At 59.5% G+C, this 15,939-nt stretch carries 14 protein-coding genes and 3 pseudogenes; 12 read left to right on the top strand and 5 right to left on the bottom strand.

Annotated elements, in window-relative coordinates:
* Positions 1 to 34 precede the first annotated feature (34 nt).
* Positions 35 to 1,222, top strand: coding sequence for a type II secretion system protein GspL (gene gspL / locus Q1A44_RS19510; protein WP_299628594.1), 1,188 nt, complete (start codon positions 35 to 37; stop codon positions 1,220 to 1,222).
* Positions 1,219 to 1,710 carry a type II secretion system protein GspM gene (gspM, locus tag Q1A44_RS19505; RefSeq protein ID WP_299628593.1) on the top strand — a complete coding sequence of 164 codons (492 nt, stop codon included), beginning with the start codon at positions 1,219 to 1,221 and terminating at the stop codon, positions 1,708 to 1,710. The genes gspL and gspM overlap by 4 nt, the downstream gene beginning before the upstream one ends.
* A 125-nt stretch (positions 1,711 to 1,835) precedes the next feature.
* Here gspM and Q1A44_RS19500 read toward each other — a convergent pair whose 3' ends face one another.
* Both Q1A44_RS19500 and Q1A44_RS19495 read right to left on the bottom strand, forming a co-directional pair.
* Positions 1,836 to 2,114, bottom strand: coding sequence for a hypothetical protein (locus tag Q1A44_RS19500; protein WP_299628591.1), 279 nt, complete (start codon positions 2,112 to 2,114; stop codon positions 1,836 to 1,838).
* Between the two features lie 79 nt (positions 2,115 to 2,193).
* Positions 2,194 to 2,721: a tetratricopeptide repeat protein gene (locus Q1A44_RS19495; RefSeq protein WP_299628589.1), complete on the bottom strand. Its 528-nt coding sequence runs from the start codon at positions 2,719 to 2,721 to the stop codon at positions 2,194 to 2,196.
* 75 nt (positions 2,722 to 2,796) lie between these two features.
* On the opposite strand from Q1A44_RS19495, the gene Q1A44_RS19490 reads away from it, so the two are divergent.
* From Q1A44_RS19490 to Q1A44_RS19470, 5 genes are all read left to right on the top strand, one after another.
* Positions 2,797 to 3,324, top strand: coding sequence for a hypothetical protein (locus Q1A44_RS19490; protein ID WP_299628587.1), 528 nt, complete (start codon positions 2,797 to 2,799; stop codon positions 3,322 to 3,324).
* A 120-nt stretch (positions 3,325 to 3,444) separates the two neighbouring features.
* Entirely contained in the window at positions 3,445 to 5,400 is a 1,956-nt protein-coding gene (locus tag Q1A44_RS19485; protein WP_299628585.1) for a secretin N-terminal domain-containing protein, read from the top strand.
* Positions 5,339 to 6,877, top strand: coding sequence for a GspE/PulE family protein (locus Q1A44_RS19480; protein WP_299628583.1), 1,539 nt, complete (start codon positions 5,339 to 5,341; stop codon positions 6,875 to 6,877). The genes Q1A44_RS19485 and Q1A44_RS19480 overlap by 62 nt, the downstream gene beginning before the upstream one ends.
* Positions 6,874 to 8,085, top strand: coding sequence for a type II secretion system F family protein (locus Q1A44_RS19475; RefSeq protein ID WP_299628581.1), 1,212 nt, complete (start codon positions 6,874 to 6,876; stop codon positions 8,083 to 8,085). Before Q1A44_RS19480 ends, Q1A44_RS19475 begins: the two co-directional genes overlap by 4 nt.
* Before the next feature lie 358 nt (positions 8,086 to 8,443).
* Positions 8,444 to 9,145 carry an acetyltransferase gene (locus Q1A44_RS19470; protein WP_299628579.1) on the top strand — a complete coding sequence of 234 codons (702 nt, stop codon included), beginning with the start codon at positions 8,444 to 8,446 and terminating at the stop codon, positions 9,143 to 9,145.
* Positions 9,146 to 9,152: 7 nt separating this feature from the next.
* On the opposite strand, the gene Q1A44_RS19465 is transcribed toward Q1A44_RS19470, so the two are convergent.
* The 3 genes and pseudogenes from Q1A44_RS19465 to Q1A44_RS19455 form a co-directional block, all read right to left on the bottom strand.
* A complete protein-coding gene (locus Q1A44_RS19465) occupies positions 9,153 to 10,904 on the bottom strand; it encodes a hypothetical protein (RefSeq protein ID WP_299628577.1) in 1,752 nt (583 codons plus the stop codon).
* A 10-nt stretch (positions 10,905 to 10,914) separates the two neighbouring features.
* Positions 10,915 to 12,075: a dTDP-4-amino-4,6-dideoxygalactose transaminase gene (rffA, locus tag Q1A44_RS19460; RefSeq protein ID WP_299628575.1), complete on the bottom strand. Its 1,161-nt coding sequence runs from the start codon at positions 12,073 to 12,075 to the stop codon at positions 10,915 to 10,917.
* A gap of 188 nt (positions 12,076 to 12,263) precedes the next feature.
* Positions 12,264 to 13,375, bottom strand: a pseudogene (locus Q1A44_RS19455) (IS3 family transposase).
* A gap of 114 nt (positions 13,376 to 13,489) precedes the next feature.
* On the opposite strand from Q1A44_RS19455, the gene Q1A44_RS19450 reads away from it, so the two are divergent.
* The 5 genes and pseudogenes from Q1A44_RS19450 to Q1A44_RS19430 all read left to right on the top strand — a co-directional run bounded on the left by Q1A44_RS19450 (position 13,490) and on the right by Q1A44_RS19430 (position 15,824).
* Positions 13,490 to 13,882: a transposase gene (locus Q1A44_RS19450; protein WP_299628574.1), complete on the top strand. Its 393-nt coding sequence runs from the start codon at positions 13,490 to 13,492 to the stop codon at positions 13,880 to 13,882.
* A 707-nt stretch (positions 13,883 to 14,589) separates the two neighbouring features.
* Positions 14,590 to 14,800: pseudogene (locus Q1A44_RS19445) on the top strand (hypothetical protein); the annotation flags it as partial.
* 9 nt (positions 14,801 to 14,809) lie between these two features.
* A pseudogene (locus Q1A44_RS19440) lies at positions 14,810 to 15,121 on the top strand (zincin-like metallopeptidase domain-containing protein); the annotation flags it as partial.
* A 23-nt stretch (positions 15,122 to 15,144) separates the two neighbouring features.
* Positions 15,145 to 15,357, top strand: coding sequence for a DUF6330 family protein (locus tag Q1A44_RS19435; RefSeq protein ID WP_299628573.1), 213 nt, complete (start codon positions 15,145 to 15,147; stop codon positions 15,355 to 15,357).
* Between the two features lie 77 nt (positions 15,358 to 15,434).
* Positions 15,435 to 15,824, top strand: coding sequence for a DUF3768 domain-containing protein (locus tag Q1A44_RS19430; RefSeq protein ID WP_299628572.1), 390 nt, complete (start codon positions 15,435 to 15,437; stop codon positions 15,822 to 15,824).
* Positions 15,825 to 15,939: the final 115 nt, after the last annotated feature.

Below are 15,939 nucleotides of genomic sequence, written 5' to 3'. Positions count from 1 at the left end.
CCCTCAAAGCTGCGGCAGGAGCCAGAAACACAGCGTGAGCGATCCCCAGACCCCCCATCAAACCCCAGACAGGCCCGATTACGGCCCGGCCTTTGGTCCTGCGGCGCAGGCGGTGGGGGCTGTGACGGGGCCGCGCGATATCGCGCTGGTGCCGGGGGCGGCGGTGGCGGTGCTGGATCTGGACCTGCCTGCCGGGGTGCGGGGGACCGCATTGGAGCAGGTGGCGCGGCGGCAATTGCAAGACCGCGTGGGCCTGAACCCGACAGCGATAGACATGCGCCCCTTTTCCATTGGCGTGCCCAAGGGGCAGGATGGCTGGCGGCGGGTACAAGTCACCGCAACCAGCGATGTAGCGGCCTGGCGCAAGGCTGCGGGGCGCTGTCAGGCGATCCTGCCCGATTACCTGGCCCTGCCTGCGGCCCCTGACATCTGGGTCATTGCCGCCACACCCCACGGTATTGCCGCGCGTCTTGGCCCCCATGACGGGTTCGGGGCCAGCGCGACCTTGGCCCTTGCCACGCTGACGCAGCACTTGTGCAAGGCCAAGCCCAAGGTCATCGTGAATGTGGATGACGCGCTGCCCGGGCTGGCCGATCTGGCGCGCGCCCATGACATTTCTTGTGTGACAGCACTGGCGGAGGCAAAGGGCCTGGTGGCCTTAGGCCATGATGAGCTGTCCTGTGATCTGCGCCGTGACCCGCAACTGTCGCAGGCCAAACTGGCCGCGCAATTGCGCGCCTGGCGCTGGCCGGTCTTGTTCGGGGGCACGGCGGCGGCGCTTTGGGCGGCGGCGCTTTGGATCGAAACGGCACGGATAGAGACTGAAACAGCCGCCATTCGTGCCCAGACCCAAGCCATGGTGCGCACGCATTTCATCCCCACAGGGCCGATCCTGGATGTTCGCAGCCAGGTCAGCCGCGCACTGGCCGCTGCCCGCGCGCAAAGCGATCCCGGTGCTGTGCCCCTGACCCCGTTCGAGATGTTTGCCCGCGCAGGGCCGGTGATCGAGACCGAAGGGGTCGCCCCCCAGACCGTGCGTGCGGTGCAGGGGGACGCCCTGACGCTGGTGCTGCAAGTGGCGGATTTTGCCGCGGCAGACGCGGTGACGGCGGCGGTGGCGGCCACGGGCTTGCAGGTGGATCAGGTGGAATCGGTGGTTTCCGAAGGGGACGCAGGCGTGCGGACCCAGATGCGCCTGCGCGCGCCGGAGGGGCAGCCATGACCGCCCTTGCCGCTTTTCTGGCCGAGCGGAGCGGGCGCGAGCGGATGCTCTTTGCCCTCTTGGTACTGGTTGTCCTGCCGCTGGGCGTCGCGTTTGGCCTGGTGCTGCCGATGCACGAGGCGCGCGCAACAGCCCAGGCAGAGCGAGCCGAGGCGCAAGCGATACAGGCCTGGGTGGCCGCCCGGGTCGTGGAAAACCGGTCCCTTGTCACGGCACCCGAGGTGCAGCGTCCGCCGCCCATGGGCTCGGCCCAGGTGGAACAGAGCCTGATCGAGGCAGGCCTGCGCGCCGACGTCTCGCAACTGGGTGAGGGGGACGGGGGCGTGGTGACGCTGCAATTTGACGAGGTGACGTTTACCCGGCTGGCCAACTGGATTTCGGCTGAGGAGCCGCGCTGGGGATACGGGCTGGGCAGCTTTGCCTTCGAGGCGACGGACCGATCGGGTAAGGTGCGGGCGCGGCTGACGCTGACCCCGCTGGAACCTTAGGGCCGGGGCGCATACCGAGGGCGTTGGAATGTTTGCGCCAAGCTGGTGGAGATTGATCGGGATAGGGGGGATGGCTTTGCAGACGCGAACCTGCCGTTCAGCCCGAGCATAAAATTTGCTAAATTCTATGGTTCGTCGTGTTTTGCGACAACATCCCTTGGCAGCATTTCGGCTGCAAATTCCGCTCCTTTCGCAATCCGTTCGTAGTAGTCGTGGGATATCTGCTGATATTCAGCTAAGGTGTTGCTCTCCCTATGCATAAGAAACCTTAGGTCACTAAGAACCAGGTAGATTTCTTTCAATTTTTCTTGATCACTTAGCTTGCTCATTTGGTTGCCTTTGGCCTGGGTCGTTAAGATTAAATCGGGCCATAACTCGGAACGAGTATCAACGAACCATCGCATTCAGATTTCTGTAAGTATGGGCGCAAAAGCAGGCATCAGAGCAACTACAATGCATACGCATGACTTCGCCCTGCCCCTCTTAAAGGGCGCGCAGGCGGACGGCTATGCTGGCGCGGCGGGCGGCCAGTGCGCCCAGTGGGTCGAGATCGGGATAGGTTGTGACCACCTGCTTCATCGCCGTATCGGCCTGGCGCAGGAAGGCCCCGCCTTTGGCGCTGTCGCCTGCGGCCAGGGCCGCCAGTCCCAATTCGTGATCTGCGGTGGCTTGCACCGACAGGGCCGCCCCTTGGGCAGCGCCGCTTTGGCTGCTGGCCACGCGCCGCGCCTCTTGGGCGGCTTGGGCAAATTTGCCGGCCCGCAGATAGCTGTGGGCCAGTTCCAGCCGCAGGCGGGGTTCAAGGGGTCCCGCCTCTGACAAGAGCCGGGTATAGCCCGAAATCGCCCGATCATAGCGGCCCGCCTCAAGGGCGGTGCGCGCCGTGCCGTATTGGGCCTGAAACGAGGTCGCGCCAAATTGTGCGCCGGGGGCGCAGCTGATCAAAAACACGGAAACAAGGCCAAGTAACCCGGCCCGGGCTTTGGAGACTGCCTGCATAATGATGCTCATATCGTTTCTTTTTTGTTGCCTGTCCCTATCACGGGGCGCGCATTTCGTCCACAAATGGTCAGGGTTGGACGCATCATGGGGGCCGATTTGCGCGCGATTGCGGCTGTTATAACACTGGTGGCGCTGGCGGGGCTCGGTTTTGCGGGCCACCGCCTCTATCAGGTTGTGCTGGCCGAGCCGGGGCAGGCCGTGACCGCGCCCGTTCTGGACGCCTCCGACCCCCAGCCACCGCAAAGCGCGCCTGAGGATCTGCCCACCCGCATCTGGCCTGCGGTGTTTGGCGCCCTTGAGCCGCCCGCACCGCCACCGCCGCCCCCCGCGCCTGCACCCGAGCCGCAACCGCCCACCCCGGTGGTGGTCGAAGAACCCCAGCCCCCCAAACCGCCCGCCCCCCCCATCGAAAGCCTGGGCTATACGCTGAGTGGTGTGGTGCGCGCAGGTGATGCGGTCTGGGGCATGGTTTCGCATCCCACCGGCAGCCGCATCGTGCGAGTGGGCGATGCGCTGGCCGAGAATGTCACCGTCACCCGCATCGACGAGGCGGGGCTGTGGGTCGACAATGGCGGGGACGCCCCGGTGCTCTTGGGCTTTACCGACCCGTAGAGCCGCAAAATCAAAGGCTGTGCACAGGGCCAAAATCAAGGTAGAGTGCCCCCATTATACATGACAACGTCCCGAAGGACCGGCGCAAGACCGGCCCACGGACCGAGGCAGAGAGTGGTCATGACACACATATTTTCCCTCAGGGCGGCGTTGCTGTCCCTTTGCATTGTCTGTGCACAATTGGGTGCAGGCACGCGCATGGCGCAGGCTCAGGATATCGAGCTGAACCTGCGCGATGCCGATCTGCGCAGCTTTATCGAGATCGTGTCAGAGGCCACCGGCCGCAGCTTTGTCCTGGATCCGGGTGTGCGGGGCACCGTCACGGTCTTGGCCCCTGATCCCTTGTCCGCTGACGAGCTGTACGAAGTGTTCGTGACGGTGCTGGAGCTGAACCGCCTGACCCTGATCGAGGGGGGCACCGTCACCCGTGTGGTGCCCATGAACGTGGCCCGCGAGCAATCCAGCGGCCCCATCGACATCACCCGCGCCGGCTTCGAGACCCGGGTGATCGAAGTGGAAAACGCGCCTCTGAGCGAAATCATCGAAGTGATCCGCCCCTTGCTGCCTGCCGAGGCGGTGCTGACGCCCGTGCCCCGGTCGCGGCTGCTTCTTTTGTCGGATCGCCGTCAGAACCTGAACCGGATCGAGGCGCTGGTCGAGCGGCTGGACCAGCGGCTGGACCAGCAACCCATCGAATTGATCCGCCTGCGCAATGCCAGTGCCGCCGAGGTGGCCCAGGTCATCGAAAGCATGGGCATCGTGCCCGAAGGGTCCGCCGTGACGGTGGACCGGCGGTCCAACGCGCTGGTGGTGTCGGGCGATGACGACCTGCGTCGGCAGCTGCGCGTGCTGGCGGGCCGCCTGGATACCCAACGCGACAGCGTCGTGTCCCATGCCATCGAGCTGAATTATGCCGATGCTGCCGCCATGGCCGATGTGGTGCTGCGCACGATCAACACCACCGATACAGGCCCCGGCCAGGCCCAGGTGCGCATCGTGCCCGAAAGCCAGACCAATTCCCTGCTGATCTCGGCCCCCGAGGACCAGTTGGGCGACATCATCCAGATGGTCCGCTTTCTCGATCGTCGCCCCAGCCAGGTGCTGGTCGAAGCCGTCATCTTCGAGATGTCGGTGCAGGGCTTTTCCGACCTGAGCGCTCAGTTCGGGGCCGTGCTGAACAACGCTCTGGTGGGCGGGGTGGAATTCACCCTTGGGGATCGCCCCAGCCTGTCGAGCTTGGTGTCGGCCATCAGCAGCGATGCCAGTTCGGTCTCGGCGGGGGCGGGCGGTGTCATTGGCGGGGTGGCGGGCAACAGTGAGGACGGGATTGCGGGGCTCTTGACGGCCATCGCCTCGACCTCGTCCACGCGGCTGTTGTCGACGCCCTCGATCATGACCCTCAACAACGAAGAGGCCGAGATCGTCGTGGCGCAAAACGTGCCCTTTGTCACAGGCTCTTTCAGCCAGGTGGGCGAAAGCAACCAGCCTGACAACCCGTTCCAGACCATCGAGCGTCAGGATGTCGGCCTGACCCTGAACGTGACGCCCCAGATCAATGCCGACCGCACCGTGCGCATGGTGATTGATCAGGAAGTGTCGAACCTGACCAGCACCAACGCCGCCGCGGGCGGCGAGATTACGGCCCGGCGCGCCCTGTCCACCACCGTGTTGGTGCGTGACGGCAATGTCATCATGCTGGGCGGTCTGCTGGAAGACGGCAACGGGTCGGTGTCCCAGCGGGTGCCGGGCATCAGCAAGCTGCCCATCGTGGGGGGGCTCTTTCGCGGCAAGAATGCCAGCCAGGACCAGCGCGTGTTGCTGGTCATGCTGCGCCCCCGCGTGGTCAAGACCGACGCCGAGGCCCAGAAGCTGAGCCGCCAACTGGCCCGCAAGGCCCAGACCGCAAGCCTTGCCATCCAGCCCCTGGATGATGGAGTGTATCCAAGAACCCCGCCCGGCGGGCTGCCCTTTGACGGGGCCGATTTGGATCAACCCTTTGACGCGGGTTTCGTGGATGACTTTGCCCAAAGCCGAAATTACCCACCCCTCCCCAGCCGCATCCGCTTTGGCAACTGAAGGCGCACGCAGCGCGCGCCTGCCCTTTGCCTTTGCCCGCGATCATCAGGTGATCTGGGACGGGACGGGGGTGCGCTATGGGCCGGGCGTGACCCAGATGGGCCTGCGCGAGGCCGGGCGACGGGCCGCCGCTGCGGGCCTCTTTGACGTCGAGACCACGGCCCTGGCCGCAGATGCCTTTGAGAGCACCCTGGGCCGCATCTATGAGGACGGCGCCGATGAGGACGCGGGCGAGGCGCCCTTGTCCTTTGAGCTGGAAGACGAGGGCATTGGGGGCACCACCACCCGCCAGCGCGATCTGTTGGAACAGACGGGCGAGGCCCCGGTGATCCAACTGGTCAATCAGCTCTTGCGCCAGGCCGTGTCGGCGGGGGCCTCGGACCTGCATATCGAACCTTACGAGGACGGGTTGCGCGCGCGTATCCGCATCGACGGATTCCTGCAAAAGATTATGGACCGCAGTGACGTGCCCACCCGCCGCGTGGTGTCCCGCCTCAAGGTGATGGCGGGGCTGGATATTGCCGAAACCCGCTTGCCCCAGGACGGGCGCATTCCGCTCAGCCTCGGGGGGCGGATGATCGACACCCGCGTCAGTTCCCTGCCGGGCCATTACGGCGAACGGATCGTGCTGCGGATCCTGGACCGGTCGGCGGGGTTGATGCCTCTAGAGGGGCTGGGCCTGTCGCCCGCCCAGGTGGCCCTGCTGGAACGGATGTCGGCCATGCCCAATGGCATCATTCTGGCCACGGGTCCCACCGGGGCAGGCAAGACCACGACGCTTTATTCCCTGCTGCAACTGGCCAACCGGGACGAGCGTAACATCGTCACCGTCGAGGATCCCATCGAATATGATCTGCCCGGCATCAGCCAAAGCCAGATCAACGCCGAGATCGGCATGACCTTTGCCAATGGTTTGCGCGCCACCCTGCGCCAGGATCCCGACGTGATCCTGGTGGGCGAGATCCGCGACGGCGAAACCGCCAGCGTGGCGGCCCAGGCGGCCCTGACCGGGCATCTGGTGTTTTCCTCGCTCCATGCCAATGGATCGGTGGGGGCGGTGGTGCGGCTGCGCGATCTGGGGCTGGACGACTTTTTGATCGCCGCCACCTTGCGCGGTGTGATTGCCCAGCGGCTCTTGCGCCGCCTGTGTGCAGACTGCTGCGCACCCCATGCGCCGACACCCAGCGAGGCCGCGCATTTTACCCGCTATGGGCTGGAAGTGCCCACCGCAGTTTGTGTGGCCACGGGCTGCGACAGTTGCGGTGGATCGGGCTATGCGGGCCGGATCGGTGTGTTCGAGATGATCGAGGTGGGCGCCGCGCTGCGCGCCGCCATCGACAGCGGGGCGAATGAGGCGGCCATGCAGGCCCTGGCGGTGTCCGAGGCTGAAACCCTCTTTGGCCAGGGGCTGGCCGAAGTGGCCGCAGGGCGCACCAGCCTGGCCGAGACCCTGCGCGTGGTGGGGGATGTGGCGTGAGGGCCTATGCCTATGTCGCCTTCACCGCCGAGGGCAAGAAGCGCAGCGGGTCCGTCGTGGCCGAAACCGAAACCGATGCCGCCGATCAGTTGAGGGGGCAGGGGCTTTATGTTTCCGAACTCAGCGTGCGGAGCACGGCCAGGCTGCCCGGATTATCCCGTGGACGTGCCACGCTGAACGCGGATTTGCAGGCGGTGTTCACCCGGCAGATGGCCGTGCTTTTGGGGGCCGACATGCAGGTGGATGCGGCATTAGAGGCGGTGCGTCAGGGCGGCCATGCGGCCCTGGATGCCGCCGCGGCCCGCGCGCGCGCGCAACTGATGGACGGGGCCACATTGTCGGCGGCGCTGGCCGGATCAGGGGCAGGCTTTGCCGCTTATTACATCGCGTCCGTGCGCGCGGGCGAGACGGCGGGCGATCTGGGCGGTGTCTTTGCCGAATTGGCCGATCATCTGGAACGGCAGGGCCAGGACCGGGCCCAGATTTCCACAGCGCTGGTGTACCCGGCCTTCGTGGCGGCGGTATCCTTGCTGGTTTGCGGCATCCTGATGGTCAATGTCGCGCCCGAGATCGTGGCGATGTTTGCCCTGTCAGGGCGGCCCTTGCCGCAGATCACCCAGGTGGTTCTGACGATCTCGGATGCGATCCAGGCCAATATCATCCCCATCGGCGTGGGCCTCGCGGCCCTTGTGGCGCTGTCGATTGCAGCGGCCCGCGTGCCCCGCCTGCGGGCGGTGCGGGATCGGTGGTTTCTGCGCCTGCCTTTGGTGGGCCGCTTCATGCGCCTGTCGGCGGCGGTCCAATATCTGCGGACGCTCGCACTGGTGCTGGCCAGCCGCAACACGGTGCCCAACGCGGTCGAGAACGCCACCGAGGTGCTGAGCGTGGCGAAATTTCGCACCCAAGGCCTGGCCGTATCGGACGCGGTGCGGCGGGGCGAGACCCTGTCGCGGGCCCTGAAATCCCTGCCGCTGATCCCACCCGTGGCGCTGCAACTGATCCAGGCGGGCGAGGCTTCGGCCCGATTGGCGCCCATGACGGACCGGGCGGCGCAGATGGTGGAAAATGGCCTGTCCACCGAACAAAAGCGCATTGCGGCCTTGTTAGAGCCTGCACTGATGATGCTGGTAGGGGCCTTTGTGCTGATCATCGTGCTGGCAGTGCTGCTGCCGATCTTTGACCTGCAATCGGTTGTGAGCCCAGGATGACACGCCTTCCATCACGACCTGATATATTCTGGGCTGTCGTCAGGCGCTTTTTGCCAAGGCTGTTTGTTTTTTTATTGCTTCACGTCCATCTCGAGAAAGTATCGTATCCAGTGCGACGCATCAGAAAGCTGAACTGCGGGTGGTTTCTAAGCGGCAGTAACTCTTTGGAACCAAGCCGTTTCTTCACATTGTGCACAAAGGGTAATAGTGAGCCCAATGGATAAAGGTATAGGGGATTTCAAGCTCAGAACAGTTTGTGCAATAATACCGGCAAGGAATTGATACGAGGATGCCACAATATGTGTTTTTGTTCCATTCTCGCGCGGTGTGAGCAAAGATCGGGCGGGTAGGTGACACAATGAATTCGGCAACGAAACGTATCTTGATCTGGGGAGGGCGTGCTCAATCACGTCTGCTGCACCAGATGATAGAAGAGGCCGATGTCGGTGTGATCGCGGTAGTGTTCGATCCGTCGTTGCAGGTGCCAACCTATGACAGTGCAGCCGAGATATTGTTTCTGGCCACAGACCTTGCCGCACATATGGCAGATTTTGACAGTTTCGCTGTGGCTGTCGGTGCTGAATACGGATTTGCACGCTGGCGTATCGCACAGGAGTTACAGTCTTACGGGCTTGCCCCTCTTTCGCTGAGACACGCTCGCGCATTTTGTGAACCCAGTGCAAAAATAGGTGCGGGGCTTGTCATGATGCCGTCAAGTGTAGTCCACAAATTCTCCCGTCTGGGAGAGCAATGCATACTCAACACAGGTGCTGTCCTTGATCATGAATGTGTGCTTGGTAACGGTGTGCATCTGATGGGTGGTTGTGCTGTGGCCGGACAGGTTAATATAGGAGATTTTGCCACCATTGGCACTAATGCGACCGTCTTGCCGGGCCTCCGTATCGGGGTCGGTGCCTATGTGGGCGCAGGGGCCGTTGTGACACGGGACATCCCTGACTATGCTGTAGCTGTTGGTAATCCGGCCCGTGTGATCCGCACCCAGACCCTGCGCCTTGACGAAGATAGCCTGACAGAGTTGAAACAGGCCATGGCAGGTTGAAAACAGGTCAAAGGTCTCTGTTTGCCACCGCCATGCGACAGGCATCAAGCAACCTGTCTGCACTGGATTGCACGGCGCTCTGGAAACGTTTTCTGTTTTGTGCTCCGGTCAGGGCACGCATGTCGGCATCACCGATCAAATCTGCAAGGGCGTTGAAATACTCTGTATCCGTCGATGCGATAAAATCAGCCCCCAGATAAGGCCTGGCATCATTATTATGATAGCAGACTGCGGCTTGGCCGAGGCTCAAACACATTACTGTCGCACGTCCGCCACCGCTCATCGGGGGTACGACACAGATATCGCCCTTTGCCACAACTTCGGCTAGCGGGTTTGCATATGCGATAAACTCAATCCGGCCTTTGTCACGCAGCGTTGCTAGTTCCGGGAAGGTCTTTAGGAAGTTTGCAAGGCGGAAGTCTTTAATGCCGACACAGGTCCAGATCGTATCACGCGCTGCTTCCAGCGTCTTAGCCATGCCAGCAACAAACGCTTCCAGCCCACTTGGACAACGGATGTCCCAATCAACGCCCAGTGTGATCAGATTGATCTTTGATGGGTCCTCATTCTGGGCATTAGCCACCACGTCCGTAGAGTCGGGTAGGATAAGCAATTGCCCCACATCAAACCAATCACGGACATTGGTGCGCAGTTTCTTTTGCTCATCGTCGTCATAATAACAGGCTACATCTATAGGATAGATTGGATAGCTTCCAAGCTGGATTGGCAAATATACCACTGGTATGAATTCATTGAGCGCGCCAATACTGACCCACCGCAATAGGGTAGTAGTTATCACGCAGTCATAGTCGGCGTCGATAATGGACTGTATTGCACCTACAATCGATGTCTTGGCTATTTCTTTTGGGGTATTTACAACCTTGATACGATCTAGCACATCTGCTGGCACGTTGTAATTGTACTTCGGCAGCAATTTTTTTTTGTCGATAGGATGATAAACGGGGTAGCCTAGACACCGATTAATGCCACCGGCATTGAACTCTCCTACAGAAACGATATCGATTTCGATATCCTTGTACATCTCGAGTAGCGTTACGGCATAATCGAAAAATATCTTAGTTTCCGTATTGGTCGCCAGTGCAACAATGTCAGGAGCCAAAAAGGCAATTCGAAACACACTATCCGGTTTGGCTTTGGTGGGAGCTGGGATGAGTTCTTGTAAGATACGCTTATTAGTAAGGTGCATCAGATCTCTGAACTGGTGATCTACCAAATGTGGGTCAATTGTTCCGGTAATCCCAAAGATGGGGCGTCGACTACGGGCGTTATGAGTCATGAAAATAACGCAGTACAGGCCGCAAATGGCGTCATTCAAGCTGGCTGTACTCACAAATTCTTCTGTGAGTTCGAACAGATCTTTGGGACGTCGCATCATGATCAGCAAGGACGCACAGATATGGTAATTCCGCAGCGTCAGACGCCCCTTCCACCAGATCCTTCGATCCAGATCTACTTCAGCAGGCACATCCGCTTTTGCGAATAAAGAAACCATGACCGTAGTGCTGACTTGATAGTTGAACCGATCAGCCTCCGAGAAGACGGACAGAACGGTCACTACATCCCGAAAGAACGGATTATCACATAAAGAGGAATTCTCGAGGCCCACCGGATCAATATTTTCGGGAGCGCGCTTCCTGTCTTCATGTGCAAATAGCAAAGCGCAGGAAAATACATCGTTAGCATCAGGAGAAGGGACGGCCACCAGCTCCTTGAGCTGCTCGAACAGTTCCTTATGCAACCCCTCCATTTTATAGAGCTTTCTTCTCGGCTTCAAAAAAATCTGTCACATAGTTACAGATCGTATCTACCTGATCCATTTGTAGGCTAGGATATAGTGGCAAACGCAGCAATTGGCCGGCTTTTTCCTCTGTTACTGGCAGGGACCGTTCCGCGACAGAATGGCTTTTTCCATAGGGGGATTGGTGCAGCGGAACATAGTGGAATACCGACATGATATCGCGCTCTTTGAGGTAGGCGATCAAGCGCTGGCGCTGGGGAGTGTCATGCAGGGTAATGTAGAAGATATGGCCGTTGCACTCATTGTAGTCGGGTACGATCGAGATCCCCAGATCGAACTCAGCCATATTGACCAAATGATCGAGATTTTCCTTATAGCGGTAGAACAAAGCACGGCGGTGTGTCGTTATGTCCTCAATCTGCTCGAGCTGTGCCAACAGGAACGCCGAAAGAATATCGGACAAGATATAAGAAGACCCCAGATCAACCCACGAGTATTTGTCAATCTCACCACGGAAAAACTTGGAACGGTCCGTACCCTTTTCGCGAATAATCTCGGCTCGCTCGATATAGTTTTCGTTGCGGACGGCCAGCGCACCGCCCTCACCGCAGATGATATTCTTGGTCTCGTGAAAGCTGAAGCTGGCTATGTCGCCAAAAGTGCCCAATGGGCGGCCTTTGTATTTTGATCCGATCGACTGAGCCGCATCTTCGCATACAGCGATATCATGGGCTTGAGCAAGATCTAGAAGCGCATCCATATCGCATGAGATACCAGCGTAATTTACCGGCACGATCGCCTTGGTTGCCGGTGTGATCGCCCTTGCAATGGCATCCACCGAGATATTCATGGTGTCGGCTTCCACATCGACAAAGCTTAGCTTAGCGCCGCGTAATGCAAATGCGTTTGCTGTAGAAACAAAGGTATATGATGGTAGGATAATCTCGTCACCGGGGCCGACGTTGAGCAGCAAAGCAGAGGTTTCGAGGGCGGATGTGCAAGACGTTGTTAGCTGGACGTCCACCAGGTTTTCCAAATTTTTCTCAAGCGCGACTTCCGCGTGGCGCGAAAACGTCCCGTTACCCGAAGAGTGCCCGTTCATAATTGCCTGAGCGATGTAATATAGCTCGCGGCCAACAATTTCCGGCTTGTTGAAGGGTATTTTACTCATCGCTTGCAAGGGCCTCGTGCAAATATTGGTGCGGACTTCTGTATCCAGCGTGCTGTCGCCGCTTTGTATGTGGTACAGAAGTGGTTGAAAACCACAATCACCAAATTCGATCGTCTTCCATAGGATTGACGTGGTCCCAGCATTTCGGACAGGTTTGCAGCGTTTCTAAGCTGTATCGGGTTTAGGTTTCATGCTGCTTTCTGCTCTTCCAAGCCTTCCCAATATGCGTCGTCTGGCGTTCGCCGATCAAGCGCGGAATGGGGCCGCTCCGTGTTGTAGAATGCCATCCAGTTTTTGGCGACTCTTCTGGCCTGGAAGCTGTTACTGATCTCTTCGAGATAGATCACCTCCTGCTTCAGCGAACGCCGTAGCCTTTCGATGAAGATGTTGTTGAGGTAACGGCCTCGTCCGTCCATCGAGATGCGCTCGCCTGCCTCGGTCAGCGTCTTGATCCACGCCGATCCGGTGAACTGGCTGCTCTGAGCCGTGTTCATGATCTCAGGCAGTCTGTATTTGGCGATGGCTTCGTTCAGCGAATCGACGCAAAAGTGCGGCGTGCATCGTGTTTGAAAACCGCTAGCTCAGGATCTTGCGCGAGGCCCAATTTATGATCGCCATGAGGTAGAGGAACCTGTTGCGCACCGGCACGAAGGTGATGTCAGCGCTCCATACCTGGTTGGGCTGATCTATTTGCATCTTTCTCAGCAAGTACGGATAAATCGGGTGCTGAGGAAACGGCTGGCTGGTTCTGGGCCTTTTGTAGATCGCTTCCAAACCCATCTTTGCGATCAGCCGCCCGACGGCGGTGCCTTCTCTTCGCAGATAGGCCGTGATCTGGCGGCTACCGAAGAACGGATATTTGGTGAACACCCGGTCAATCTCTTTCATCATCGCCAAGGTGTCAGTATCTATCCCGACGGGTGTGTAGTAGAACGCCGAACGGCTTAATCGCACCAACTTGCACTGCTGAATAATGCTCAGCTCGGGATGTTCCCGCTTTATGATGACGCGTTTCCTATCTCGGCTCATCGCTTCAGCCCTTCGGACAAAAATCATCCTCGACAGCCAGCCTTCCGATCTTGGCATGCAGGTCTTTGACTTCTGCACCCGTCGGGCCGCTCTGTTTGCCGCTGGAAAACACATTGGCCATCCCGTCAATGGCTTGTCGCTTCCATGTCTTGACCTGATTTGGGCGCAACTGATGCTTCGCTGCGATCTCTTGCACGGTCTTGTCGCCGCGCAGCGCTTCCAACGCCGCCTTGGCCTTAAACTGATCTGTAAAGTTCCGGCGCTTCGCCATTCTCGCATCCCTTCAAAGATTTGGGAAACACCTTAGCTGACTGTCCAGTTTTCTGGGACTACTTAACCTCCCAGGAAATTCGCGCTTTGCTGACCGCGCAAATCTGTTCAACAGGTGATCATCAACATCGAACTCTCGATGAGGGGAGTTCTCCGGAACTTCGGCCCGAAGCTCGGACACGTCACCCGGGTCAGGTACGACGCCCGGGTGAGGGAACTGGTTCCCCAAAACGACATCCTATCCGCTTCGGCGTTGTCGCTTTTACGTGCCCGGGAGCAGCTGCGGGCCGAGCTGGCAAGCCTGGATGAAAAGGTCGTGGGACTGGCAGAGCATGACGGTGTTGGCTGCCTGATTATGACTATGCCGGGTGTCGGCCCAATTGTTGCTCTCACTGTAATATCCGCGATCGACGATCCGACCTGCTTTGCGCGATCAAAAGATGTTGGTCCGTGGGTGGTGCTGACGCCGAGGCGCACTCAATCCGGAGAAATGGACATCGTTGGGTAGATTACACGAGCGGGTGAATGAGGATTGCAATCGGCGTTGTATCAGGCCCCGGCGATCTTGATGCACCGTGCAGCACCGAATTAGTTGCAGGCCTGGGCACTTAGAGTGGCACATAGGCACGGAAAGAAGCGAGTCTTGATTGCGCTCGCGCGACGTATTGGCGTCATTGTACACCGGATGTGGGTGGATGGTTCGCCTTTTCGCTTCGCGCAGAGTCCAAGCTCGATGACCTAAGCGGCACGCTTCAAGGATCATCGTAACGGAGGCATGAACTGCAACTAACAACAGGTACGCAGAGGTCCCTTTTCGGAAAGAGATTCCCGGAGGTGCCGTAAGGACACTGGCTATCAACAACTGTTGAATGCGCGTGAAAGATGGGCGCCTAGGACCAGATTCGAACCAAGCATAGCATGGCAGCTTTGAGGCTGACTGCGGACGTAAGAGCGAAGCCCGGGCAGGGGTAGCCCTCAGTCCTTTAGTGCGTTTGCAGTGAAAAAGAAAAAGTCTGCTTTTGGTTTAGTGTCTTAAATCCGGTGAAGAAGGAGATATTCGCCGGAATTCTTGGCGTGTCCGAAACCCTTGACAGTGATCCGCCCCATTACAGAAGTTGCCTTCCTGTTTTGGGACTGACGGAAGAGGACTTTCAGGGATTTCTCTGACGGGCCTGGGTTGGGTTCCGGTCTGACATTTCAGGTCGAGACTTTCCCATGCAAACTGGAATTTTGCGTGTGCTGCGCGCAACCACTACCTCGTTGTGGCGGCACAAAAAGCTGCCTCGGATGGACGATTGTGTCGACCTACGCGCCGGTCGAGCGTTTTTCATTGGCACCGCTTGCCGTTGCGCTTGGCACGCCCTGCATCGACATACTGCCGGTCACGGACGTCGTGGCCTTCGCGAAACTTCCACGCGTCTTGCGAGGGCAGCCTAATGAACTGGCCCATACAACGAAGACCCAGCAGCGGCTCAACCGCTCTTATGGCGATACCCGGTTTGGGAACACGTCCTATGCGCGCGAAGAAATCGTCGCCGAACTCGCGTCGTGTTTCTTGGGGCAGGAACTTGGCTTCTCGGCCCATACGCTCGAGATGAGTGCCGCCTATCTCGACAACTGGCTGCGCGTCCTACGCTCGGACAAGACCGCAATCTTCAAACATGCCGCGGATGCGCAGCACGCCTGCGATTGGCTCATCGCCGCGTCGACCGCCGGTCACAACGCCGCGACCGATGAAGCTGCGTGATCGCACTAGGGAAGGAGTGAGCCATGAGCCTACAAGAACCGAAAACCTTGCGTGTCGCCTGCTGGCCGGATGGTAGGCGCACAATCATCATGTTCCGTCGCGGCGCATATTGGTGGAGCCGATCGGAAGGGTCCCACCCACTGTCCGCTGCGATCCAAGCTGTCGAGGAACGCGGCGGCTGGATCGCGCGCATACCCAATCCGAACTGGCGTCCGCAGTCGCTGTTCGATTTTTGATCCTGCGATCGCGCGCCGGAAAAGGGAAAGCGGGCTTTGGGTCTGGTGGTTTCAACGCTTCCCGAAAGGACTGACCCATGAACCCATCAACCTCCATCGCGCCAGAATGCCCAGATCCGGCGGTCATCGCCGCGCAGAACGACGCCTTCCGCAGGTTCGCCTGTCTTGGCGAAACACCCACCGAGCCCATTCAGGGTCGCATGGTAATGACGCAATCTCTCTGCGCGGCCGGAGACGGCTTCGTGACCGAGGCTGTGCAAGCCGTAGGTACGTTTGACACTTTCGAGCCGGAAAATGATCCGGCAGGCTGGCATGACTTCGGATCGGTGACGATCCGTGGCGAGTCGGTGTTTTGGAAACTCGACCTTTATGAGGCCGACAGCGACTTCCGCTTCGGCGCGGAAGCACCGGACAATCTCGCAACGACCATACGCGTGCTGACCATCATGATGGCGCGTGACTGGTAGGGCAGGGCTCTCCAGACCTGTCCGCATTGGGCCTGCTGACCCTTTCAGAGGGAAAGCGGGCCCATTGTCTGTGTGGTTCCCGACATCGGGGATTGGTTCCGGTCAAGAAGACCGG

Source organism: uncultured Tateyamaria sp., assembly GCF_947503705.1.
Lineage (GTDB): Bacteria > Pseudomonadota > Alphaproteobacteria > Rhodobacterales > Rhodobacteraceae > Tateyamaria.
This window is presented reverse-complemented; position numbering and strand designations above follow the sequence as displayed.

Bases quoted from the DNA above. Each gene is read 5' to 3' on its own strand.
- gspM (WP_299628593.1), top strand. From the start codon at position 1,219: ATGACCGCCCTTGCCGCTTTTCTGGCCGAGCGGAGCGGGCGCGAGCGG.
- Q1A44_RS19500 (WP_299628591.1), bottom strand. From the start codon at position 2,114: ATGCGATGGTTCGTTGATACTCGTTCCGAGTTATGGCCCGATTTAATC.
- Q1A44_RS19495 (WP_299628589.1), bottom strand. From the start codon at position 2,721: ATGAGCATCATTATGCAGGCAGTCTCCAAAGCCCGGGCCGGGTTACTT.
- Q1A44_RS19490 (WP_299628587.1), top strand. From the start codon at position 2,797: ATGGGGGCCGATTTGCGCGCGATTGCGGCTGTTATAACACTGGTGGCG.
- Q1A44_RS19485 (WP_299628585.1), top strand. From the start codon at position 3,445: ATGACACACATATTTTCCCTCAGGGCGGCGTTGCTGTCCCTTTGCATT.
- Q1A44_RS19480 (WP_299628583.1), top strand. From the start codon at position 5,339: ATGACTTTGCCCAAAGCCGAAATTACCCACCCCTCCCCAGCCGCATCC.
- Q1A44_RS19470 (WP_299628579.1), top strand. From the start codon at position 8,444: ATGAATTCGGCAACGAAACGTATCTTGATCTGGGGAGGGCGTGCTCAA.
- rffA (WP_299628575.1), bottom strand. From the start codon at position 12,075: ATGAGTAAAATACCCTTCAACAAGCCGGAAATTGTTGGCCGCGAGCTA.
- Q1A44_RS19435 (WP_299628573.1), top strand. From the start codon at position 15,145: ATGAGCCTACAAGAACCGAAAACCTTGCGTGTCGCCTGCTGGCCGGAT.
- Q1A44_RS19430 (WP_299628572.1), top strand. From the start codon at position 15,435: ATGAACCCATCAACCTCCATCGCGCCAGAATGCCCAGATCCGGCGGTC.